The following is a 22,802-nucleotide window of genomic DNA, read 5'->3' as shown; positions in this document are numbered from 1 at the left end:
TCAGCACCCATTCTGGTCGAAGCCGGACCGGTTCGCTCAGCGGTGCACTGACGCGAGGCTCTCCTGCAGGAGTTGCCTGGCGCGAGAATGGCGCCCTCGGGCCGTCGACGCGGGTATACGCAGGTGCGCGGCCGCATCTTCCAGGCTGAATCCGTCCCAGTGCACGAGGCGGATGAGCTCGGCAAGAGGCTCGGGAAGCTCTTCCACGGCGGCACGGACGTCGAGCGAGATATCGTCGTCAGGCGGCTGGGCCGCCGACACGGCCTGGCCGAGGCGCGCGACCAGCGCATCTCGCCGGGAGGAACTGCGCACGTGGTGTCGCAACACGTTTCGCGCGACGCCGAACAACCACATGCGAGCCTCCTGCGGGTCGCGCGGCATTCGTCGCGAGGCCTTCCAGGCGGAGATCATCGTCTCGCTGACCAGGTCGGCTGCGTCCTCCACGACATCCACTCGGCGCACGAAATAGCCGAGCAATGCAGGAGCCGCATCTTCGATCGCGCGTTCGAGGCGCTGGCCACTCACTTTTCCGCCGAACGCGGCGGGTCGGTCGTGCACTGCGTCTCCAGCTGGGCTGAGATGCCCGAGTTGGCCAAGATTGCGGCACCATCCTCAGTCTCCTGAGTGGCGTACGCCTCCTGGGACATCCGGGTGAAGACCTCATGCATCAGCCCATCCTGGAGGATGCGCGCGTCCGAGTACCATTCGGACGACCAGGGCTCACCGCTGTGCGAAACGTCATAGTCCGAGGCCACCGCCCCCGGAATGAGCCGACCCAGGTCATCCGGACGCCCGACCGAGAGCAGCCCTGCCGCAACGATCTCCGGGTTGGGCCTGAGATTGTCGATGCCACTTGTGTCGAGGTAGTGCCGCATGGCCTCCAGAGCCTCGGGTGCGACCGAGTGCGCAGCAAGCCGGGTTTCACAGGAACCCAGGAATGTGCCATTCCCGTCCGTCCAATCCCTGGCGACAACAATGTCGGGGTCCGTCATCTCCCACGGATGCCACTGGGTCGCCACCACCGCACCGGCACCGGACACGGCAAGCGCAACACCGATCGAGATTGACGGGACTAGCACGCGGCGCTTTCGCGACGAACGGGCGGCGGATGCCCGAGCATCCGCGAGCTCTGAAAGGGCGGACGCGACCTCAGAGCTCGTGGTGTATACCCGCCCTGCAGCCGCGAGCCGGTCGTCAATCGAGTCAGTCATCAGTTGCTCCCGTCACCATGCCTATACCAATACATGCCCGGCAGGCGCGATTCCGTCCATGCTGTTGGTCGTGGTCTCGAAACGGGCGCGCAGCAAGGGCGTCGAGGTGAGAGTAGTTGTCCGATATCGGCCGCTCGGCGGGGCGCTTGCTCACATGTCGACACCGTCGAAGGTGCACGACGTCGCTGATACGCAAATGGCCCGGCGGAGAGCCGGGCCGTGCGTGGCAAGTGCGGGATTCGAACCCACGAAGGCTGAGCCGTCTGATTTACAGTCAGATCCCTTTGGCCGCTTGGGTAACTTGCCAGGGCGCCCCCGACCACATGTATTCATCTGACCAAAGGCGCACAGGACAGAATACAGTGTCCGCGAGCCGCTCGTGACACCGACCGGCTGATGACCGCATCGGTTCAGTTCTGGGCGGTACGCATCACACTGTGTCGCTCAGCGAGCAGCGAGACCAAGTCATAGGCGAGGTGTGACGCAGCTACCCCAGTGATGTCGGCGTGATCATACGCCGGAGCGACCTCCACGACATCAGCACCGATGAGGTTCATCCCGACAAGCCCCCTGAGGATTTCGAGCAACTCTCGGCTGGTCAAGCCTCCCGCCTCAGGTGTTCCAGTCCCTGGCGCGTGTGCGGGGTCAAGCACGTCGATGTCAATTGAGAGGTACAGGGGTCGAGTACCGATCCGGTCTCGAAGTTGGCTCACCACCTCATCGACACCCTTGCGCAAGACGTCGGCACTGGTGACGATGCCGAAGCCGAAGCGCCGATCGTCTTCCAGGTCCCGCTTGCCGTATAGCGGACCGCGTGTGCCCACGTGGCAGAGCGCCTCAGTGTCGAGAAGCCCTTCCTCCACCGCGCGACGGAATGGAGTCCCATGTGTGTATTCCGCCCCGAAATACGTGTCCCAAGTGTCCAGGTGAGCATCGAAGTGAAGCAGCGCCACCGGACCGTGGCGCGTCGCAGCCGCCCTCAGCAGCGGAAGCGCGACAGTGTGATCTCCACCGATAGCGACCAGTCGCGCCCCGTCGCTCGTGAGGTCAAGGGCAGCAGCCTGCACCGTGTCGATCGCCTCTTGGATGTTGAAGGGGTTCACGGCAATGTCGCCGGCATCCACCACCTGGGCAAGCTCAAACGGTGAGAGATCCAGTGCAGGGTGGTATGGCCGCAGGAGGCGTGACGCGTCGCGCACGTGATTAGGACCGAATCGCGCCCCGGGCCGGAACGAAACCCCACTGTCAAACGGAATTCCCACTACTGCGATATCGGCCCGTTCAACCTGATCGAGCCGGGGCAATCGAGCGAAACTGCTGAACCCCGCATAGCGCGGGGTCTTCGAGCTGTCGATCGGGCCGATGAAACCAGTCATGTTGTCTCCTGAACATTCTGAAACCGAAGTGGCTTGAGATGAGCGTCTCGATACTGCTTATGGAACGCGTGGACGCTTTCAGCGCTGCTCACGCCTCCCTGCGGGCCAAGGTGCATCACTGATCGGGAGGCTGCTGCAACCGCGAACTCCAGTGCCGCCTGGAGGTCTGTCCCCTGTCCGAGCGCGAAAACCAATGCACCTCCCAATGTGTCTCCAGCTCCGGTCACATCAACGACCGGGACCTCATAGCCGGGGACGGATATACAGTCGCCACGGCTGTACGAGACCACTCCCTCGGACGCGCGTGAACGGACCAGTAGCCGCACGCCGTTCGCTTTCAGCCAGCCTTGGACCACCCGGGTTGCCCGCTCTTCATGCTCGGCATCCGGAAACGATTTCTGGAACCCGCGGTCATTCATCAGAAGCGTGTGGGTGTTACGCAGCAGTGGGAGGTCGCCTGACGTGAATCCGTCGACGTCGAGGTCGAACACCACCCGGCGACCCGATTGGCGCAGGTAACTCAAGACTTCGACGGCGTCCCGCCCGGTCGACCGCAGACGACGGGCGCGCCGCAGCGTCGTGTACAAGAACCCGGGTCCGGCGAGGGCCCGTAGAGACGACTCCGAGAGCGTCATAGGGCGATCATCGACGTCGGGCGTGAGAACCACGTGCTCCTCCTCGACGAGGAAGATGAAGTTCCGCTGATCGGCGATGCGCTCGTCATACAGCATGCTCGGATAGCTGACGCCAGCGTCGTCAAGAGCGTTGAGCATTCTCGTCGTGGTCGGTCCCCGGTTGAGAAGCGAGATGAACTCCGTCGCGCCACCGAAGCCTGCGTGTACGCGGGCGGCGTTCGAAATGCTGCCTCCGACGTATGTCGCCGTCGTCTCGATGGTTCCCTTGTCGCCCGGTCGAGGCCACGATTCTGCACGGAAATACTCGTCGACCGCGATATCGCCGATGAATACTGCGGGTCGATCTTGGTCCGCTTCCGCGAAAATCTCAGACACCGTCCGGCTCCTGCACTGCGCCCAAAGTGACAGTGACCGGACCACCGGCGACCTCAGTCCACGGTGTTGTGCCTGAGTCGATGCAGGATGCGAACCAGTAATAGGGAACGGCACCGGATACACCGTGACAGGCGTCATGCCAGGTGCCGGCACTGAGGACTACTGCCCTGCCCGGGGGAAGGATGAAGGCGCGCACCTTTGACGAATCGGGCGCCGAGGCTTGATCCGGAGGCGCGACCGCGAGAACGATGGCCTCTGATGTCGGGAACAGAGCCTCCTCGGTGTTCTCATGGCGCTCCATGGCGCGTACGACGAACGGCGCAGGCTCTCCGATGGTCATCCCGAGGCTTCCCGTCGATGCGATCAGCGGAAGCCGTGTGCGGTGATCGACCCACCCGTCGCCGCGGGTCACGATGATGTCGTCGGTATCTTCGCGTGCATCCATCACCAGGACTCGGCCGAAGGGTGCGAAGTCATTCGCAGTCACCAGGGATGCGTGGACAGTCGTGGTCGCGGTCACTGATACCCCTCACCCGGGTGCGCCTGCGCTGACGCTGCCGCGCTCATGAGTGCTGCGACGTGTTCTCGATCTACCACGCCATCATCTCGGTAGGTGTCTTTGAGGAAGCTCCCCACGATCGCGCCGTTCGCGTGATCCAATTGCGTCGCGACGTTGAGATCGGTCACTCCCGCCCCGACGACCAGCGGAAAGTCCGGGCCGACCGCCTGTCGGAAGCGCACGAGCTTGGAGAGCTCCGTCTCCATACCCGTCCCAGCGCCGGTGACAACAATGGCGTCGCAGCGAGTCATCCCGATCTGAACGTCCTCCAACTCGGACCGCTCCGAGAGGACCGGCTGATACTTGAATCTCACACCGCCGAGCAACACAGCGCTCGTCTCATCGCGCAGTTGCGCGACCCGCTCGGCGTATACCCGGTCCTCCCCCTTCGTCAGGTGGCCGGAGACCGAATCGATCTGGATGAAATCGACGTCGAACTCGCCGGCGAAGGCAAACGCGCGCTCGAAGTCACGGAGCACGTTGACGCCGACGGCAACCCCGGGACGGTTCGCGGCCAGGTGCTCGAGCACGGCACGCACATCTTCAGAATCGCCGAAATAGTTCTCGACGATGATCCCGTCGACTCCGCCATCGATGAGCGCCGCGATCTCGTCCACGGCGCGACCCAGACGGGTATCTCTATCCTCTCCCCCGAGGTGCAGCATCGAAAGGATAGGCTTTCGCTGCGGGAATAGCGCGTGCCATCGGGTGGTGCTGGCAGTCATGGAGTGCTTCCTTCTTGTTTCGCGGGATCCAGGGACAGTCGATCAAGATGTGTCGGCTCGAACATCCGAAGCTTCGCCGAGACGACGACCACGGCGGGCCCACCAGTTTTCACGGCAGCAGCAACGGCCGACGGAGCATCCTCCGGATCGACCCGCACCGCGGATATGCCGAACGACTCCGCCAGCGCGACGAAGTCCGGCGGAACGAGACGCGTTGCGGTCGCGATCCCGAACTCGGCCGTCATATACTCCTCGAGAATTCCGTAGCCACCGTCATCGATGACGACCCACACCAGATCCAGCGACTGCTGTGCCACCGCCGCCAGTTCGGCGATCCCGTACATCGCCCCACCGTCGCCACTGATCGCCACGACCGGACGGCGGGGCTTTTCTTGCACGAAGGCTGCTCCAGCAGCGGCTGGCAAGGCATAACCGAGCCCACCAGCTCCCTGTGCGGAGGCGAAGGTCCCGTCACGCCGATCCCATCCTGACCACGCCCAGTAAGCGAGGATGGTCATGTCCCAAAAGGTGTCCGCCTCGGAAGGGATCGCATCCCGAAGGCCAGCCAGCAGAGCCCGTTCACGTCCCAGGTCCTGCGCGTCCAGTCGACGCGTCAGGGTCGCTTTGAGCTCCCTCACGCGCGTTGCAGACTCGCGACCCTGCGACGACTCGTCTGTGATCGTCTCGATCAACGCACTCAACGCGACGCGCGCATCGGAATGAATGCCGAGGCCGGGGAAGTTCGCGTTGAGCTTTCCGAGATCCGCCTCGATGTGGATAACACGACCACGAGGCGAGAAGGTCCGAGAGTTGCTGGACAGCTCTCCGACGCCGCTACCCACGACGAGCAGCACGTCTGCCTGTTCCAGGAGTTCCGTATAAGCAACGTCTTCGATCCAGGATCCTGCCGCAAGAGGATGCTCCTCCGGGAGCACTCCTTTGCCGCTGAACGTCGTCACGACCGGCGCGGCGAGGCGCTCGGCGAGCACGCGGAGTTCGTGTACGGCTTCGGCTCGTTGAACGCCTCCGCCTGAGAGGATCACCGGGGATTTCGCGCCACGCAGCAGATCCGCAGCGGATGCGATCAGCTCTGCCCTGGCCTGCGGGTGCACGACGCTGGGACGGACATCCTCCACCGGCGGGATGTCCTCCCCCACAGGCGCTAGGAGAACATCCTGCGGAATCTCCACCAGTACCGGCCCCTGCGGCGCAGATAGGGCGGTGCCCCAGGCCGCGGTGATCGCTGCGGGGATCTGAGTGGCAGTGCGGACTGTGAAGGTCGACTTGACCACTCCTCTGAATGCCGCGGACTGGTCAGGGAGCTCGTGCAGGTACCCGTGGCGACCGCCTCCAAGACCTGCGGTCGGTATTTGCGCCGCCACGACCAGAATCGGAACTGATGACGCCGCGGCCTCCTGTAGCGCAGGAAGCGAGCCGAGTGCGCCCGGTCCCGTGGAGAGGAACAGTGGTGCGACCGTACCCGTCCTGCGCGCCAGCCCATCTGCCATGAACCCCGCGTTCAGCTCCACTCGCGCGCTGAGCAGCCGCAGCGAGCTTCGGCGAAGTGCATCGAAGAGCCCGAGCGCGTGCTGTCCGGGAATGCCGACGACCTCTCTCGCGCCGAGGGCCCCGAGGGTCTCGATCGCGACATCGCCTCCGCGGCGTATCGTCGTGTGCTCTGTCACTGCCGGGTCCGTTTCACCGCTGGCCGTCACGGAGTCACGCCATTGTGGTGAGGGACCAGCCCGCTCCGCACCCGTTGCAGCTTCGGAGGTGTTTCTTCGGCCACCGGACCCAGGAGGAGAGGGTCGGTGCCAAACATCCGCCGCTTCGCAGTCGGGGTACGCCACTCGAAGCGCTTCTCGATCCAGGACTGCAGCACCATGATCAGCGAGACGATCACGAGGTAGTAAACGATGGCGACCGCGTAGTACTCCGCGTATCGGAAAGTCGCCTGCACGCCGACGGTCGCTATACGAAGCAGTTCAGCCAACGAGATGACACTGGCGAGCGCCGAGAGCTTTATCAGGGAGATGAACTGGTTGCCGATCGGCGGAATTGCAATGCGGACAGCTTGCGGAAGGATGATCTTCCGCATGGCTTGGAATGGCGTCATCCCGAGCGCCCTCGCGGCGAGGCGCTGCCCATCGTGCACGCTCATCAGCGCGGCACGGAGAGCCTCGGCCATGTAAGCAGCCTCACCGAGCCCGAGCGCAAGACATGCCGCGACAAACGGCGAGTACCACTCCGCGCGGAAGACCGGGATGAGCTGAGGTAGCGCGTTCCACGCGAGTAGGAGAAGAAGAAGTGATGGCACCGCTCGGAAGAACCAGATGTAAACATTCGCGACGGCCTGGGAGCCGCGGTTCGTGGACAGCTTCAGGAGCGCCATCGCGAGCCCCACCGCCAGGGCGAGGATCAGCCCGCCGACGGCGACGCCGATCGATATCAGCGCGCCCTGCAGGTACATGGGCGACACCATCTGTTCCCAGAAGATGGACGGGTCAAAAATCATCGGGATCTCGATTCCCTGTGCCCCCGCCCGCGGGCGGGGGCACAGTCTGGCTAAAGCGCTTTGGAGTCTACGGTTGCGACGTCATCGGGGTTGAGACCGTACTTGGCCGCCAATTCGGCCATCGTCCCGTCCTCGATGAGGGCATGGATACCGTCCCGCACCGCCGATGACAGTTCGCTGTCCTTGTTCGTGAACGCCCCGAACCAGTAGTCGCTGGAGAACAGACCGGGCACCGGTGTGAGTCCCTTATTCTTCGCCGCAAGCGTCGCCACCAGTGTCGTGGTGTCGATGAGTCCGTCCAGCTTGCCGCTGTTGATGCTCGCGATGGCGTCGACAGATCCGGGGTAACCGGTGATCTGAATCGGCGGCTCTCCTGCAGCTACGCACTCGTCGCTTGCATCCTGAAGGTGTGAGTTATCGACGCTTCCCGTCTGCGTGGCGATGCGAAGATCGCAGAGGTCGAGGATTTCTGTCACATTCGCGGCCACCTCCTTCGCAAGCAACACCTGGGATCCCGTCTGCAACACTGGGACAGCGTCGGTGACCTGAACCCGGTCCTCGTTGATGTACATCCCCGACCAGACGAGGTCGCACCGGCCAGCCTGAAGACCGGGAATCAATCCGTCGAAGTCCATGACATTGACCTTCGCCTCAACCCCCCAGCTATCCGCGAGGGCGCGGGCCGAGTCGACATCCCAGCCGATGATTTCGCCGCTCGTACCGTTCTCGTAGTACTCGAGCGGCTCGTAGCTCAGCGACAGGCACAGATTCAGGATGCCGGGCTGAGCGAGGCCGGCAGGACCCGCTTCGCCTGACGTCGGCTGCGATGGTTCCGTGCTGCAGCCAGCCAGCGCTATCACGGCCGCGGCGGCCGCGACAGCGAGGATTGATTTACGGTAATGCATGATTCCTCCATTGGTGTGTTGAGGTGATCGCCACGTGCTCCGAGTCGTCACCGTTGACGCATTCAGGTGTGTTACTCCCACAGGCGATGACGTTGCATGTCGACGTCCGCCCAAAGGTCTGTGCTGTTCTTCAGCTCGTGCAGGACCATGAGCGGGTGCCGATCCGCAAGGGTCCGGATCACACGACGCATCACCAGCGGATCCAGCGCGCCTTCTCCAAGGGGCAAGTGGCTGTCGTAGTGCTCAAGGACGAGCGCCAAGCCCTCGGCGCGACGCCTGTCCCATGTGCCGCCGATCACGTGCGCCGGAGTCAACGCTCCATTGCGAAAGAACTCTTCCGTCTTCGGTACGCAGTCCGAGAGGTGGACGGCTGACACCCTGCCATCGAGCCTTGGTTCGAGTATGTTCGCCTCGATCCAGCGTTCGGTCAGCACGGTGATCTCACCGTTGCTGGACGCCTCCATTTCCGCCATAGCGGGCGAGATCTCATTCGCAGGCAGCAGGAACGCCGCGCGGCCGTCGCGGAGCCCGAGAGCGTGCATCAGATGGTTGACATCCCATCCGACCCGAAGATGACCATGCGGATCCCAGGTGTCTTCAAGCAGTGCCACGAAGTCATCCGCGGTCTGCGCGCCGAATTCCAGCCCCCACCCGGCGTTCTCCAACTCGATCACGGGAGAATCGGCATGCAGGAGCCCCCTGTCATCCAGTTTGCGCAGGAGCTGCTGAGTGATCGTGGCCATCGCCTGCCGCACGACGCTCGGGGCAATGGTGAACTCCCACGCGCCATCTACGGGGTGATAGTCGATGAGGTGGAAGACGAAAGCGCGCGCACCCAGTTCACAGGCGATCGCGTACTCGTCTGCCCAGCGCGCGAAGATGTGCTCACCCGACAGGTCCCCGAAGTACTCACGCACGCGTTGCTGATCCTCAAACCGGTCCGCAAGCTCGCCGAACTTGACGTTCGCGAGAAAGCTTGTCGGCGATGCCCAATAAGACGAGTGCACACGCTGAACGCCTGCAGTCGAAAGCGAGGCGACGATCGCCTCCCGCGCCTCCTCACTGCCATGCAGAGTCTGGGTGCGCGAACGAATATCGTTCATGAACACTTCGACGCCCTCGATGGAGCGCGCCGCGCATTGCATCGCGATGTCGCCGGCGAACGGGGGTCGAGCGCTGACGAACTCTGTCACACCTTTCGGGACGGTGTGGGAATGCCCTGGGCGGACGATCCGACCCACTGATGCCGTTGCGGATCTGGAATCAGTGGACATGGCGGAGGAACTCCTTCGTGCGCTCATGCTGAGGGTTATCGAAGAAACCGTCCGGCGCCTGTTGCTCGACAATCACACCGGCGTCGAAGAGCACGACCTCGTCGGCGACCTTGCGCGCGAACCGGGTCTCATGCGTCACGACGAGCATCGTCATTCCATCCGCCGCGAGTCTCTCCATGACCCGAAGAACCTCGCCGACCAGCTCCGGGTCGAGTGCAGAAGTGGGCTCGTCGAATAGGATCAACTTGGGTCGCATGACGAGAGCGCGAGCGATCGCGACACGCTGCTGCTGGCCTCCGGAGAGCTCGGCAGGATACGAACGACCGAAGTCCTTAAGTCCTACCCGGTCAAGCATTTCTTCTGCCTGCTCTGCGGCATCGGATCGCGGGAGGCGTTGAACTGTGGTGAGACCAGCCATGACGTTGTGCTTCGCGTCGAGGTGCGGGAACAGATTGAAGTTTTGGAACACCATCCCGACAGCCGAACGCTGCTTGGCGAGCACAGACTCTGGTGCTGGCACGACCTTGCCTCGCCGCTTCACGGTGCCCAAGGGCTCGCCATCGACTTCGATGGTGCCTTCGTCGGGCCGCTCGAGAAGGTTCAGCAAACGTAGGGCCGTCGATTTGCCCGAGCCGCTGGGACCGAGCATCGCCTTGACCTGGCCTGCGCGAATCGACAGGTCGACTCCGCGCAGTACGGGCTTGGATCCATAGCGCTTGTGCAGGTTGCGAGCATCAAGGAGTGGCGCTTTATTGTCGAGCGTTTCCATGATCCTCCTTTGGATCGCCGCGTGAGTTGTTGAGTCAACTCCCCTTGTGCTTGGGGCGCGGCGCAGGATCACTCTAAGTAACCAGTTCGACCTTGTCTATTTCACTTCGATGGTGAATGATTACGCGGTAGTCATGATTTGAGGGACAAGCACAGATTCAGGTGAAATTGGACCTTCAATTGATCCTTTTGATTGTTTTTTTGAAATCAACTACAAAGATCGCGATTGTAACGAATACGTCACAGGAAAGGCAATGATGCCGAACGAGCTCGATGAAGCGCTCTTCAACGCGCTCCACGACAACGGGCGAATGTCGCTGAGCGCTCTCTCGCGAACTATCGGCGCGCCCAGACATCGCGTCCAACAGCGCCTGCACGAACTTCTCTCAAGCGGGAGCATCAGCATCGTCGCAAATGTCCACCCCGCGCTCCTCGGGATACACACTTACTGTCACCTGTTGATCCGCGTTGATGGAGACTCTTCCCGCGTAGCCGACGCGCTCAGGGCACTTCACGAAGTACCACTCGTGTCATTGATCTCGGGCGAGTTCGACATTGCGGCCGAAGTGGGAGCGCACGATGTCGAACACCTCTCGAGAACCATCTCGACCATCCGGGAACTCCCCGGCGTGCGACTGGTCGAGGCCTCGCAGCACTCACAAATCTTCAAGAGCCGATTCGACACCATCACCGAGGTCGAAAGTGCACCAGTACTCGATCGGCTGGACTTGCGCCTGGTGGCACTCCTCCAGCAGGACGGCCGGATGCCCTATCGTGCTATCGGCGCGCAGCTGCAGCTCTCGGCCGCCTCCGCGAGGGCGCGAGTGCAGAAGCTCCTGGCCAACGGAAGCCTGCGGATCACCTGCGTTGTCAAAAGAAGTGAAGCCGCACGCAGCGTGCTCATGGGAGTGGGCATCAGCGTTACAGGAGCAATAGAGTCGATCGAGTTCGCGCTCCGCGAGCATGAGCAAGTCGAATTCGTGGCGTCCACGATCGGCAAGTTCGATCTCATCGCGACGCTGTCCGCCCCATCGCTACGCGGACTACGTTCCGCTCTCGATGACATCCGCCGCAATCCAGCAGTGGCCAGAGCCGTCTCTTGGATCCACCTCGAGGTTGTCCGCGAGAGCTATGAGATCGACGCGATCACGACAGAGTGGGAGAGTCAAGGGCCGATCTGACGCGACTTGCCGTGGCGCTCCGAACCGACCGGTTGATGACCGCCCCCACTTCGGCGCTACTATCAGCGAAAAGAGTTTGGGGAGGCGCGATGCCGGGCATCCAGTCGGTGGCGGAGCTTGCTGGCGTCAGCACTGCGACCGTCTCGCGAGCGCTGAGCGGCAACGGGCATGTCTCGCCGGCCACCCGCACCGCGGTGCTGGCCGCCGCCGAACAGCTCGGCTACGTGGTCAGCTCCAACGCGTCCAGCCTTGCCACTGGCCGTACCAAGAACATCGGCGTTGTCATACCGTTCCTCAACCGCTGGTTCTACAGTGCGGTGCTGGAGGGTGCCGAGAGCGCCCTGCTCAGCCACGGCTATGACCTCACCCTCTACAACCTGGCCGGCGGGGGCGAACAGCGCCGCAGCGTGTTCGAACACTTCCTGCTGCGCAAGCGGGTGGATGCCGTCATCGCCATCTCCCTGGAACTCACCGCATCCGAGCTGACCGGCCTCCTCAACATCAACAAGCCGGTCGTCGGTGTCGGTGGCCCGCTGCGTGGCATCCGCACCCTGAGCATTGACGACGTCGAGGTTGCCCAGCTCGCCACCGAGCACCTGCTCTCGCTTGGTCACCGCAAGATCGCGCACATCGGCGGCACCAAGGACTACGAACTCGACTTCCACCTGCCCACCAACCGCCGTGTCGGGTACGAGGGTGCGCTGGAAGCGGTCGGCATCCCGGTCGACCCGGGCATGTTCCAGGCGGCCGACTTCACCATCCAGGGGGGCTACACGGCCGCGAAGCAGCTCTTCGGCAACCCGCGCAGCCGGCCGACCGCGGTCTTCGCGTCGTCCGATGAGATGGCGATCGGGACCATCCTGGCCGCCCGCGACATGGGCCTCAGCGTGCCGGAGGACGTCTCGGTCATCGGCATCGACGACCACGAGTTGAGCGAGTTCTTCGGCCTGACGACGGTGGCGCAGTTCCCGGCATTCCAAGGGAAAATGGCCGTCGAGATTTTGATGGACCAGCTGCAGCCCAGCCGACGCTCCCAGGGTTCGCAGAACACGGCGCTCCCCTACGAGCTCATTGTGCGTTCGAGCACGGCTCGTCCCACGTCGATGCGCTAGCCGAGGTTCTCGGTGAGCTCGGCGTACCGGTTCGCAGCATCCGCCACTGCCACTGCATAACTGGTCGACCGGTTGTAGGCGGCGATGCCCGCCCTCCACCCATCGCCAGACACCATGTCGCCGGATGCCCGGCACAGGTAGTTCGTTGCGGCGACCGCCGCGTCGTCGATGTTGTGCGGATCCTCGACCCCGTCGCCGTTGCCATCCACGTGCCAGTTGCGCCAGGTTCCCGGGATCAGCTGCATGGGGCCGACCGCCCGGTCGAACTCGGCGTCGCCGTCGATGGCACCGGCATCCGTGTCCGGAATGTGCGCTGTCGCCGCACCGTCGAGGGCTATCCCGAAGATCGGGGGAACCACCCGTCCGTCCGGCTGGACGCTCGAACCGCCGTGGCGACCGTGGTCGCTCTCCACCAGGCCGATCCCCGCGATGGTGTTCCAGCCCAGACCGCATTCCGGCATCTGGTCGGCCTTGATGGACGCGGCACCGAGGTAGGCGACCAGTGCACGCTGAGGAATTCCAGTGGCAGCGGATGCCAGAACCAGCCACTCCGAATCCACTCGAGCGGCAAGCCCATCGCCGGCCGGCTTCACCACTGTGGGCAGCGGAGCGGGCACAGCGTGCGGCGGCAACGCAGGCGACGACTCGGACGGTGGACTGTCCTCGACCGCCGCAGGCTGGAACGCGACAATCGCCACCGCCGTCAGCGCGCAGACAACGACCAGCACACCCACCACCCACAGCACCAGGTGTCGCTTTCCGTTCACCCGGCCCGCCACCCGTCGACTCTACCGACCCAGGGCACCCGGCCCGGCGGTGCCGTGTGCCGCCGCGGCAGCAATCGCCATAGTCGCGGCGCCCAAGTAGCATGGTCGGCATGGCGGATTCAACGTTTGACATCGTGAGCAAGGTCGACAAGATGGAGGCCGACAACGCCCTCCACCAGGCGCAGAAAGAGATCGCGCAGCGGTACGACTTCAAGAACGTCGGAGCAGCCGTTGACTGGAGCGGGGAGAAGCTGCTGCTGAAGGCCAACTCCGAGGAGCGGGTGAAAGCGGTACTCGACGTCCTTGAGCAGAAGTTCATCAAGCGCGGGATCAGCCTGCGCAGCCTCGACGCAGGCGAGCCGTACGCATCCGGCAAGGAATTCCGCATCGAAGCGGGCCTCAAGCAGGGCATCGCGCAGGAAGACGCCAAGAAGATCAACAAGATCATCCGCGACGAAGGCCCGAAGGGCGTCAAGTCGCAGATCCAGGGCGACGAGCTGCGCGTGAGCTCCAAGAGCAGGGACGACCTGCAGGCCACCATGGCACTACTCAAGGGCTCGGATCTCGACGTCGACCTGCAGTTCGTGAACTTCAGGTAGTTACCCTTTGCCCCAGGGATGGCTTGCCGTGAGCGTCACGGCGGCGCTCATCATCATCGACGTCGCCATCAGGGTGACAGCCCTCCTGGTCGTGCCGATCAACCGCAAGCCGCAGACCGCCATCGCCTGGCTGCTCGTCATCTTCCTCATCCCCTACTTCGGTTTCCTCCTGTTCCTGCTGATGGGCAGCACCAAGCTGCCCCGCAGCCGGCGGAGGAAGCAGGCCGAAATCAACCGCTTCATCCTCGAAACCACTGAGGGAATGGATGCGGTGCGCCGCGAACATCCGTGGCCCCCCTACCTGGAACCGGCCGTCGAACTGAACCGCACCCTCGGCGCGATGCCCATGGTCGGCGGCAACACGGCCAAGCTCTACACGGACTATGCGGAGTCGTTGCAGGCGATGACGGATGCCGTCGGCGAGGCCCAGAAGTACGTGCACGTCGAGTTCTACATCCTCGCCCTCGATCGGACCACCGAACCGTTCTTCAACGCGATGGAGGCCGCCGTGAAGCGGGGCGTCACCGTGCGGGTGCTGCTCGACCACCTCGCCGGGCTGCGGTCGCCCGGATACTTCCGCACCATCCGCCGCCTGAAGAAGTCCGGCGTGCTCTGGCAGCTGATGCTGCCCATCCAGCCGTGGAAGGGCAAATACCAGCGGCCCGACCTGCGCAACCACCGCAAGCTGCTCGTCATTGACGGCATCGTGGGGTACACCGGGTCGCAGAACATGATCGACCGCAGCTACAACAAGCGCAGCAACAAGCGGCGCGGGCTGCAGTGGCGCGACCTCATGGTGCGGTTCGAGGGGCCCATCGTCGCCGGGATCAACGCCCTCTTCGTTACCGACTGGTACAGCGAGACCGACGAACTGCTGCTGCGCGAAACGGACCCCGTCCCGCGGACGGTGCCCGAAGCATCCATCGACTGCCAGGTGGTGCCGAGCGGGCCAGGGTTTGACGGCGAGAACAACCTGCGCCTGTTCAACTCGCTGCTCTACGGGGCCACCGAGAAGATCATCATCACCAGCCCGTACTTCGTGCCGGACGAGTCGATGCTATACGCGATCACCACTGCCGCCCAGAGCGGACTCGACGTGCAGTTGTTCGTCTCAGAGGTGGGCGACCAGCCGCTGGTCTACCACGCGCAGCGCAGCTACTACGAAGACCTGCTGCGGGCCGGGGTGCGCATCTGGATGTACGAGAAGCCAACAGTGCTGCACGCGAAGCACTTCACCATCGACGATGACGTCGCCATCATCGGCTCCAGCAACATGGACATGCGCTCGTTCACCCTCAACCTGGAAATCTCGGTGATGGTGCGCGGCAAGAGCTTCGTGCAGGACCTGCGCAAGATCTCGCAGACCTACCGGGAGCACAGCCGCGAACTGACCCTCGATGAGTGGCTGTCCCGCCCGGTGCGCGCGGTCGTGCTCGACAACCTGGCGCGGCTGACCTCGACGGTGCAGTAACCCGTCCGCCGCCACTCTTCCCCTCACCGTTGTTGTCTCCCGGGCACTCTCCTTGGTGAGATCCGGATATTGGTTGCTCCAGAGCGCTGCGCCAGCCAGTTTCCGGATCTCAAGACGTGAGCCACTCTGGTTGTGGACAGTTTGCGCGATGGCCACCAGAAGTTCGTCATTCTCGGAAGGTGACTTCTCGCATCCAGCTCCCACCGCACCTGGCAGCCAAGCCCTTCTCCCGCGCGCAAGCCGATCGCGCCGGCATCGCCCGAGGCCGCCTGCGGGGACCCGACATCCGGCATCCGTTCCCCGGCGTGAATTCAGCGGCGGATGCGATCGGTATCGTTGCGCGGTCCTGCGCCTTCGCCGTGCGGATGCCTCCCCATGCCTTCTTCTGTTCGGTGACGGCTGCCGTGATCATGCGCGTTCCGCTGCCGCAATCGCTCGAGCTTCGGGGGAAGTTGCATGTCGGGGTGCCCTTTCCCCATCTCTGGACGATCGAGCGGAGTCGCGCAAGGAGTCTCACCTGCGAGTCATCATGGTTCAGGCCGGCTTCACAGGTCTGGTCTCCAACTTTGAGATCACCACGCGACGGCACCCAATACCGGGGCGACTTCGCCTTCCCGCGGGAGAAAGTCATCGTGGAGTGTCAGAGCGAGTACCACTCCGAGACGGAGCAGTTTCGGCGGGACATGACCCGCATCGCGAACCTGCCGGCCGACGGCTGGTATGTGATGCAGGTGAACGCGGATGACCTGCGCAACCCTCGTGAATTGACCGATCGCATCCGCCACGTGCTGTCCCAGCGTTCCGTGATCGCGTGAGATCCGGATACTGGCTGCTCACGGCGCTGTGAAGCGCCACTTTCCGGATCGATGCGCTCGGAACAGTGCACGTCAAGCTGGAGGGCGAGAGTGGGCACTGAGTGGAAGTGCGCGCGGGTGGTCGAAGTGCGCACGGGTGGTTGGAACGGGCTAGTCGCCGCGGGCGATCTGCACCATCTCGTCGCGGGGCACGACCTTGATGCGCTCGCGGCCCTCCGGCTCACCGAGGGCGCGCTCGTGAGCGTCGAGGTTGTGCCAGCCGTCCAGGTCGGTGTACTTCACCCCGCGGCTGTCCAGCAGCGCGGTCACCGCCTCGGGCTCCGGATGCGCGGGACTCCACCAGTCGGCCTGGCCCTGCAGCAGGTTCTTCACCGTCTCCAGGGCATCCGACTTGGTGCTGCCGATCAGCCCGACGGGACCACGCTTGATCCAGCCGGTCGCGTACACGCCGGGGACCTCCTGGTCATCGTCGTCCAGAACCTGGCCCTCGCGGTTGGGCACGACACCGCGCTTCTCGTCGAACGGGATGCCGTCCAGCGGTGACCCGAAGTACCCGACCGCCCGGTAGACGGCCTGCACCGGGAACTCGCGGATTTCGCCGGTGCCCCGCACGCCACCCTGGCCGTCCGGCTCGGTGCGTTCCATGCGGATGCCTGATACCGCGCCATCCGTTCCCACGATCTCGACCGGCCGGGAATGGAAATGCAGGTGAAGCCGCCGCGAAGCCTGCCCCACTTCCCGCTCGCGCCACGAGTTCAGGATGCGGTTCAGCACCATGACCTGCTTGTTGGTCTCGATCGCCAGCTTCGACGCCTCATCGAGCACGAAGTCCTCATCGTCGAGAACGATGTCGACATCGCGCAGCTCGCCGAGTTCACGCAACTCCAGCGGCGTGAACTTGACCTGGGCCGGTCCGCGCCGGCCGAACACGTGCACGTCGGTGACCGGCGAATCCTTGAGCACGTCGTAGACGTTGGCGGGAATCTCGGTGGGCAGCAGGTCCTCGGGGTGCTTGGCCAGCATCCGCGCCACGTCCAGCGCCACGTTGCCGTTCCCGATCACCGCGACCTCTGTCGCGTTGACCGGCCAGGTGCGCGGGAAGTCCGGATGCCCGTCGTACCAGCTCACGAACTCCGCGGCGCCGAAACTGCCGTTCAGGTCGATCCCGGGGATGTCCAGGTGGGCATCCCGCACCGCGCCGGTCGCGAAGACGACCGCGTTGTAGTGCTGCTTCAGGTCATCGAGGGTGAGGTCGGTGCCGTAACGGACGTTGCCGAACAGGCGGATGTTGCCACGGTCGAGCACGTCGCGGAGGGCATTGATGATGCCCTTGATGCGCGGATGGTCGGGGGCGACGCCGTAGCGGACGAGCCCATAGGGTGCCGGCAGCTGGTCGAACAGGTCGATGGATACGTCGAACTGCTCTTCCGCCTTGAGCAGGATGTCTGCGGCGTAGATTCCCGCCGGCCCTGCACCGACAACGGCCAGTCTGAGCTTGGTCACGCTTGGTTCCTAACTGCTACGTTCGATGATCGATTCGGCGAAGCGGGTGAGCGCCTTCTTGACCGGCCCAGCGGGCACGACGGCGAGGGCTGCAACGGCTTCGTCGGCCCAACGGTGCGCCTCATCGAGCGTACGCCGGGTGACTGGGTGCTCCCGCAATTCGGCGATCGCCTGGATGAACTCCGGGTCGTCACTGTCGTGAGTGCTGGCCACCTCGGGGCGAACCCGTTCATACAGCCGGGCGGCATCCGCGTCCGTCTCAGCCAGCTCCTTCAGGTAGAGCACCGGCAGGGTGGCCACCCCGCCACGCAGGTCGGTGCCGGGGGTCTTGCCCGTGGTGTCGACTTCCGACGACAGGTCGATGACGTCATCGATGAGCTGGAAAGCGACGCCGATCTTCTCGCCGAACACCTCCACCGGGCGCTCCAGCTCGGGTGGCGCATCCGAGAAGACCAGGCCGACCCGCGCCGCAGCGGCGATCAGGGAGCCGGTCTTGTCGGCAAGCACCTGCAGGTAGTGCTCGATCGGGTCTTCGCCACCCCGCGGCCCGATCGTCTCGTGCAACTGCCCCAGGCACAGCCGCTCGAATGTGTCGACCTGCATCTGGATGGCTTTCTCCCCGAGGCTCGCCACCAGGCGGCTGGCCCGCGCGAACAATAGGTCGCCCGTGAGGATGGCGACCGAGTTGCCCCACACCGACTGCGCGCTGGGAACCCCCCGGCGCATGTTCGCCTCGTCCATCACGTCGTCGTGGTACAGCGACGCGAGGTGCGTGATCTCGAGGGCGGATGCCGCGGTGACGACGTTGTCGTTCACGCCGTTGCCGAGTTGGGCGGTGAGAAGTGTCAACGTCGGCCGCACGCGCTTTCCGCCTGCGTCCAGCAGGTACCGGCTGGTGACATCCGCCAGGTCGTCGGCGAACTGCATGTCGCTGATGAGCCTGGCCTCCACCGTCTCGAGACCGCGCTCGACGCTGTCTGCCACTCGGCGCTCTTCGGCGGTGGAGAAGAACTTGTCACCCAGGCCCAGGGAGTTGGTGAGCCTGGAGCTTCTGCGGACACGGGACACGCTCGCGTTCACTGGGTGGTCCTCATCGTCTAAGTCGTGGTGGGTGTTGCTGCGGGTTGGGCGCCTGTCGGCGAGTCCGGCTTCCGCCCGCGATGGAGTGCGACCACCCCGGCGGTGAGGTTGCGGTACGCCACGCGAGTGAAGCCGGCGCCGCGGATCCAGCCGCTCAGCTCCTGCTGGTCTGGCCATTCCGCAATGGACTCCGCCAGGTACCGGTAGGCCTCCGGGTTGGAGCTGGATGCCTCGACCACTGCCGGCATGACGAAGCGCATGTAGGCGCCGTACCCGGCCCGGAAGATGGCACGCGGCGGCTTCGAGAACTCGCAGATCACCAGTCGGCCGCCGGGCTTCAGCACCCGGAACATCTCGGCGAGAGCGGTCCGCGCCTCCTTGACGTTGCGCAGCCCGAACGAGATGGTGACCGCGTCGAACTCCCCGTCGGCGAACGGGAGGGAGGTGGCGTCGCCTTCAACGAACTCGAGGTCCGGATGCTTGCGGCGCCCCACCGCGATCATGCCGGGCGAGAAGTCGAGCGAGACGACATCCGCTCCTGAACGCGCAATGGCGGCGGAGCTGGCCCCGGTTCCCGCTGCGATGTCGAGGATGCGTTCGCCGGGCTGGGGGTTGATCGCCTTGACTGTGGCGACCCGCCACAGTGGCGATGCCCCCATCGACAACACACCGTTGGTGCGGTCGTAGTGCCTTGCGACTTCATCGAACATCGCCGAAACCTGGTCTGGTTCCTTGCTCCGGTCCGCTGTAGCCACCATGCGAGTCTACTTGGCTCGCGTAGGCTTGATTCGTGATGACCCCAGAGCGCCCGTTGCCTGCGCTCACCGCCGAAACCAGCCGAATCGCCGACCCCGGACCCCTCGTCTCATTGCTGGCCGATCACTCCCCGCTGCTGTGGCGTCGTCGCGGTTTCGGCATGGCCGGCTTCGGTGAGGCGTTGCGCCTCGAATTCTCCGGACCCAGCAGGATGACGGATGCTGCAGCCGCCTGGCGCGAACTCGTCGCCCAGGCGCACATCACCGACCCGCTGCAGATCCCGGGCAGCGGCCTGGTCGCCCTCGGCTCGTTCACGTTCTCCGCCCGGTCGAGCCAGACGAGTGTGCTGATCGTTCCCTCCGTCGTGGTGGGACGCTCCGGCAGCGACTTCTGGCTGACCCGCATCGGTGCTGAAGAGCTCCCATCCCCCGAGGTGCCGCAACCGGCGCCGGTCGGCGACGCGTTCGGCGCCGAACTGACTCCCGGCCTGATGACACCGGACGGCTACCTCGCCGCGGTGGAGGCGGCGATCGGGCACATCCGCGCCGGCGAGGTGAGCAAGGTGGTGGTCGCCCGCGACCTGGTCGGCACGGTGTCACCCGGCGCCGACCAGCGCCCGGTGATTGTCTCCCTGGCCGAGGGGTACCCGGACTGCTGGACGTTCGCCGTCGACGGTCTTCTCGGCGCCAGCCCGGAGACCCTGGTCAGCGTGCGGGGCGGGACGGTCGGCGCGCGCGTGCTCGCCGGGAGTGCCGCCCGCGGTCTGGACGCCAACCGCGACCTGGAGGCGGCATCCGCCCTCGCCACCTCGACCAAGGACCAGGACGAACACGAGTTCGCCGTGCAGAACGTGCTCTCGTCGCTTCGCCCGCACAGCCCGGCGGTGACCGCCAGCGAGACGCCGTTCACGCTGAAGCTGCCCAACCTGTGGCACCTGGCCAGCGACGTCGAGGGCGTGCTGGTCGACGGGTCTAGCTCGCTCGACCTGCTGTCGAGCCTGCACCCGACCGCTGCAGTCGCCGGCACGCCTACCGCCGAGGCGGTCACGCTGATCGAGCAGCTCGAGCCGTTCGACCGTGGTCGTTACGCCGGCCCTGTCGGCTGGGTGGGGGCGGATGGCGACGGCGAGTGGGCGATTGCCCTGCGCTGCGCCCAGGTCGCCGCAGACGGCCGGATCACCGCCTGGGCCGGCGCTGGAATCGTGGTGGACTCCGACCCGGAGCACGAACTGGTGGAGACCCGGATGAAGTTCCGGCCGATCGTGGACGCGTTCGCCCCGCCCGCCGACTAGCCGAGCCGGGTGACCGCTACTCAGTGGCGGCCAACCGCGCCTTCTCCGTCTCCACGTCGAAATCGGCCGGCGGCCACTGCGGGTCCAGCCTCCGGAGCGCGGTCAGCAGGAGGCGCTGCACTGCCACTCGCGCGTACCACTTGTGGTCGGCCGGCACGACGAACCAGGGAGCCGGGTCGGTCGACGTGCGCTCCAGTGCGAGCTGGTACGCGTCCATGTAGGCCGGCCAGAGCATCCGCTCGTCCACATCGCCCGGGTTGTACTTCCAGTGCTTGTCCGGGCGATCGAGGCGTTCCTGCAACCGGGATTTCTGCTCGGCGGCGCTGATGTGCAGCATGACCTTGATGATGGTGGTGTCGGCTGCGACGAGGTCCTGCTCGAACTCGGTGATGAGCCCGTAGCGTTCCTCGATCGCTTCCGGGCTCGAGAATTCCCGCACCCGGTGGATCAGCACATCCTCGTAGTGCGAGCGGTCGAAGACGCCGATGCTTCCGGCCGGCGGCAGCTGACGGCGCACCCGCCACAGGAAGTCGTGCTGCTTCTCTTCCTCCGTCGGCGCCTTGAACGCGTGGATCTTCACCCCCTGCGGGTCGACACCGCCGACGACGTGACGGATGACGCCGCCCTTGCCCGCGGTGTCCATGGCTTGCAGCACCAGCAGCAACCGACGCGTGCCGCCCGCGTTGCTTTCGGCATATAGCCGCTCCTGCAGGTCGCCGAGCTCGTCCTCGTTGCGTCGCAGCTCCCTGGCGGCATCCTTGTCGTCCCCGTCGTAGCCGGGGGTCGACGATGGGTCGACCTGATTCAGCTGGAAGCCCTGGCTGACCCGCAGCAGAGTCTCCGGTTCGCCCGCCCAATTGCCCTCTGCGTCGTCGCGATCCGCCATGCGCCGATGGTAGCCCGCGGCAGCTTCCTCGGCTTGGGTATTCGCGAAGTGGCGTACCGATCCCGGGCAGAGGCTAGAAGATCGACCAGCCGGTGCGGGTGGTGAACTCGTCGAGCGCGGCGGTGCCGACCAGCGAGTTGCCCTTCGCGTCGAGCCCCGGACTCCACACGCAGATGGTGCAACGGCCCGGCACCACGGCGAGAATCCCGCCGCCGACACCGCTCTTCGCCGGCAGCCCGACCCGGTAGGCGAACTCCCCGGCGGCGTCGTAGGTTCCGCAGGTGAGCATGATCGCGTTGATCCGTTTCGCCTCACTGGGGGTGAGCATCCGTGTGCCGTCGGAGCGGATGCCGCCCCTGGTGAGGAAGCCGCCGGCAGTCGCCAGGTCGCGGCAACTCGCCTCGATCGAGCACTGCCAGAAGTACTCGTCGAGTACTTCCTGCACGGTGTTGTCCAAGTTGCCGTAGCTGGCCAGCAGGTTGGCGATGGCCGCGTTGCGGTAGCCGTGCTCGGCCTCGGACGCCGCGATTTCCAGGTTCGCGGCAATCGCCGTGTTCCCGCTCTCGGTGCGGAGGAAGTCGAGCAGGCCCGCGGTGTGCCCGCCGGTGATGCTGAGCAGCCGGTCGGCCACCACGATCGCCCCGGAGTTGATGAACGGGTTGCGCGGGATGCCGTCCTGCAGTTCCAGCTGCGCCAGCGAGTTGAACGGGTCGCCCGACGGCTCGCGGGACACCCGCTGCCAGAGCTGGTCGCCGTCGACCGCGTACGCCATCGCGAGGGTGAACAGCTTCGAGATGCTCTGGATCGAGAATGGCTTCTCCCAGTCCCCGGTGCCGAACGCCTGACCATCCGGCATCACCACGGCCATCCCGAAGTGGGCCGGGTGCACGCCGGCCAGGCTGGGGATGTAGTCGGCGACGTTCCCCTGCCCGATCATCGGGGTCAGGGACTCGCGGATGTCGTCCAAGAGTCCCTGCACGTCCATGGTCACGACACTA

The 22,802-nt window shown here is 64.8% G+C and carries 23 protein-coding genes and 1 tRNA gene; 6 read left to right on the top strand and 18 right to left on the bottom strand.

What is annotated here, in order from left to right:
• Window positions 1-36: 36 nt before the first annotated feature.
• The 12 genes from ACX3O0_RS13775 to ACX3O0_RS13720 form a co-directional block, all read right to left on the bottom strand.
• Complete coding sequence (locus ACX3O0_RS13775) at window positions 37-558, bottom strand: RNA polymerase sigma factor (protein ID WP_459108083.1); 522 nt, start codon at window positions 556-558, stop codon at window positions 37-39.
• Entirely contained in the window at window positions 522-1,211 is a 690-nt protein-coding gene (locus tag ACX3O0_RS13770) for a hypothetical protein (protein WP_459108082.1), read from the bottom strand. Before ACX3O0_RS13770 ends, ACX3O0_RS13775 begins: the two co-directional genes overlap by 37 nt.
• Before the next feature lie 224 nt (window positions 1,212-1,435).
• Window positions 1,436-1,517, bottom strand: a tRNA-Tyr gene (locus ACX3O0_RS13765).
• Between the two features lie 104 nt (window positions 1,518-1,621).
• Window positions 1,622-2,587: an agmatinase gene (gene speB / locus ACX3O0_RS13760; RefSeq protein WP_459108081.1), complete on the bottom strand. Its 966-nt coding sequence runs from the start codon at window positions 2,585-2,587 to the stop codon at window positions 1,622-1,624.
• Window positions 2,584-3,597, bottom strand: coding sequence for a carbohydrate kinase family protein (locus tag ACX3O0_RS13755; RefSeq protein WP_459108080.1), 1,014 nt, complete (start codon window positions 3,595-3,597; stop codon window positions 2,584-2,586). Before ACX3O0_RS13755 ends, speB begins: the two co-directional genes overlap by 4 nt.
• Window positions 3,590-4,117: an ureidoglycolate lyase gene (locus tag ACX3O0_RS13750; RefSeq protein WP_459108079.1), complete on the bottom strand. Its 528-nt coding sequence runs from the start codon at window positions 4,115-4,117 to the stop codon at window positions 3,590-3,592. The genes ACX3O0_RS13755 and ACX3O0_RS13750 overlap by 8 nt, the downstream gene beginning before the upstream one ends.
• Complete coding sequence (locus tag ACX3O0_RS13745; protein WP_459108078.1) at window positions 4,114-4,881, bottom strand: BtpA/SgcQ family protein; 768 nt, start codon at window positions 4,879-4,881, stop codon at window positions 4,114-4,116. Before ACX3O0_RS13745 ends, ACX3O0_RS13750 begins: the two co-directional genes overlap by 4 nt.
• A complete protein-coding gene (locus ACX3O0_RS13740) occupies window positions 4,878-6,566 on the bottom strand; it encodes a thiamine pyrophosphate-binding protein (protein WP_459108077.1) in 1,689 nt (562 codons plus the stop codon). The genes ACX3O0_RS13745 and ACX3O0_RS13740 overlap by 4 nt, the downstream gene beginning before the upstream one ends.
• Window positions 6,567-6,592: 26 nt before the next feature.
• Entirely contained in the window at window positions 6,593-7,396 is an 804-nt protein-coding gene (locus ACX3O0_RS13735; protein ID WP_459108076.1) for an amino acid ABC transporter permease, read from the bottom strand.
• Window positions 7,397-7,446: 50 nt separating this feature from the next.
• Entirely contained in the window at window positions 7,447-8,301 is an 855-nt protein-coding gene (locus tag ACX3O0_RS13730) for a transporter substrate-binding domain-containing protein (RefSeq protein WP_459108075.1), read from the bottom strand.
• A gap of 71 nt (window positions 8,302-8,372) precedes the next feature.
• On the bottom strand, window positions 8,373-9,494 hold the full coding sequence (locus ACX3O0_RS13725) for a hypothetical protein (protein WP_459108074.1): 1,122 nt from the start codon (window positions 9,492-9,494) through the stop codon (window positions 8,373-8,375).
• A 70-nt stretch (window positions 9,495-9,564) separates the two neighbouring features.
• Window positions 9,565-10,344 (bottom strand): amino acid ABC transporter ATP-binding protein, encoded by a 780-nt coding sequence (locus ACX3O0_RS13720; RefSeq protein ID WP_459108073.1) that lies wholly within the window; start codon window positions 10,342-10,344, stop codon window positions 9,565-9,567.
• 253 nt (window positions 10,345-10,597) lie between these two features.
• Between ACX3O0_RS13720 and ACX3O0_RS13715 the strand changes: the two genes are divergently transcribed.
• Entirely contained in the window at window positions 10,598-11,524 is a 927-nt protein-coding gene (locus ACX3O0_RS13715; protein WP_459108072.1) for an Lrp/AsnC family transcriptional regulator, read from the top strand.
• An 89-nt stretch (window positions 11,525-11,613) separates the two neighbouring features.
• Window positions 11,614-12,636, top strand: coding sequence for a LacI family DNA-binding transcriptional regulator (locus tag ACX3O0_RS13710; protein WP_459089761.1), 1,023 nt, complete (start codon window positions 11,614-11,616; stop codon window positions 12,634-12,636).
• Here the strand turns inward: ACX3O0_RS13710 and ACX3O0_RS13705 are convergent.
• Window positions 12,633-13,415: a lytic transglycosylase domain-containing protein gene (locus ACX3O0_RS13705; RefSeq protein ID WP_459108071.1), complete on the bottom strand. Its 783-nt coding sequence runs from the start codon at window positions 13,413-13,415 to the stop codon at window positions 12,633-12,635. The genes ACX3O0_RS13710 and ACX3O0_RS13705 overlap by 4 nt on opposite strands.
• A 98-nt stretch (window positions 13,416-13,513) precedes the next feature.
• Between ACX3O0_RS13705 and ACX3O0_RS13700 the strand changes: the two genes are divergently transcribed.
• The 3 genes from ACX3O0_RS13700 to ACX3O0_RS13690 all read left to right on the top strand — a co-directional run bounded on the left by ACX3O0_RS13700 (window position 13,514) and on the right by ACX3O0_RS13690 (window position 16,288).
• On the top strand, window positions 13,514-14,002 hold the full coding sequence (locus ACX3O0_RS13700; RefSeq protein WP_459108070.1) for a YajQ family cyclic di-GMP-binding protein: 489 nt from the start codon (window positions 13,514-13,516) through the stop codon (window positions 14,000-14,002).
• Window positions 14,003-14,030: 28 nt separating this feature from the next.
• Window positions 14,031-15,473: a cardiolipin synthase gene (gene cls / locus ACX3O0_RS13695; protein ID WP_459108069.1), complete on the top strand. Its 1,443-nt coding sequence runs from the start codon at window positions 14,031-14,033 to the stop codon at window positions 15,471-15,473.
• Between the two features lie 179 nt (window positions 15,474-15,652).
• Window positions 15,653-16,288: an endonuclease domain-containing protein gene (locus tag ACX3O0_RS13690; RefSeq protein WP_459108068.1), complete on the top strand. Its 636-nt coding sequence runs from the start codon at window positions 15,653-15,655 to the stop codon at window positions 16,286-16,288.
• 150 nt (window positions 16,289-16,438) lie between these two features.
• On the opposite strand, the gene ACX3O0_RS13685 is transcribed toward ACX3O0_RS13690, so the two are convergent.
• Genes ACX3O0_RS13685 through ubiE form a run of 3 tightly spaced genes read right to left on the bottom strand, consistent with a single transcriptional unit; the run spans window position 16,439 to window position 19,626 of the window.
• Window positions 16,439-17,791 carry an FAD-dependent oxidoreductase gene (locus ACX3O0_RS13685; protein ID WP_459108067.1) on the bottom strand — a complete coding sequence of 451 codons (1,353 nt, stop codon included), beginning with the start codon at window positions 17,789-17,791 and terminating at the stop codon, window positions 16,439-16,441.
• Between the two features lie 9 nt (window positions 17,792-17,800).
• Window positions 17,801-18,871 carry a polyprenyl synthetase family protein gene (locus ACX3O0_RS13680; RefSeq protein WP_459108066.1) on the bottom strand — a complete coding sequence of 357 codons (1,071 nt, stop codon included), beginning with the start codon at window positions 18,869-18,871 and terminating at the stop codon, window positions 17,801-17,803.
• Between the two features lie 17 nt (window positions 18,872-18,888).
• On the bottom strand, window positions 18,889-19,626 hold the full coding sequence (ubiE, locus tag ACX3O0_RS13675) for a bifunctional demethylmenaquinone methyltransferase/2-methoxy-6-polyprenyl-1,4-benzoquinol methylase UbiE (protein ID WP_459089747.1): 738 nt from the start codon (window positions 19,624-19,626) through the stop codon (window positions 18,889-18,891).
• A gap of 38 nt (window positions 19,627-19,664) precedes the next feature.
• Here ubiE and ACX3O0_RS13670 point away from each other — a divergent pair, with 38 nt between their 5' ends.
• The gene (locus tag ACX3O0_RS13670; protein ID WP_459108486.1) at window positions 19,665-20,918 is read left to right on the top strand and encodes an isochorismate synthase; all 1,254 of its coding nucleotides are present in this window, start codon (window positions 19,665-19,667) and stop codon (window positions 20,916-20,918) included.
• A gap of 16 nt (window positions 20,919-20,934) precedes the next feature.
• On the opposite strand, the gene ACX3O0_RS13665 is transcribed toward ACX3O0_RS13670, so the two are convergent.
• Both ACX3O0_RS13665 and ACX3O0_RS13660 read right to left on the bottom strand, forming a co-directional pair.
• Window positions 20,935-21,804 (bottom strand): PPK2 family polyphosphate kinase, encoded by an 870-nt coding sequence (locus tag ACX3O0_RS13665; RefSeq protein WP_459108065.1) that lies wholly within the window; start codon window positions 21,802-21,804, stop codon window positions 20,935-20,937.
• A 73-nt stretch (window positions 21,805-21,877) separates the two neighbouring features.
• Window positions 21,878-22,789, bottom strand: coding sequence for a glutaminase (locus ACX3O0_RS13660; protein ID WP_459108064.1), 912 nt, complete (start codon window positions 22,787-22,789; stop codon window positions 21,878-21,880).
• Window positions 22,790-22,802: the final 13 nt, after the last annotated feature.

Source organism: Homoserinimonas sp. A447, assembly GCF_054489325.1.
This window is presented reverse-complemented; position numbering and strand designations above follow the sequence as displayed.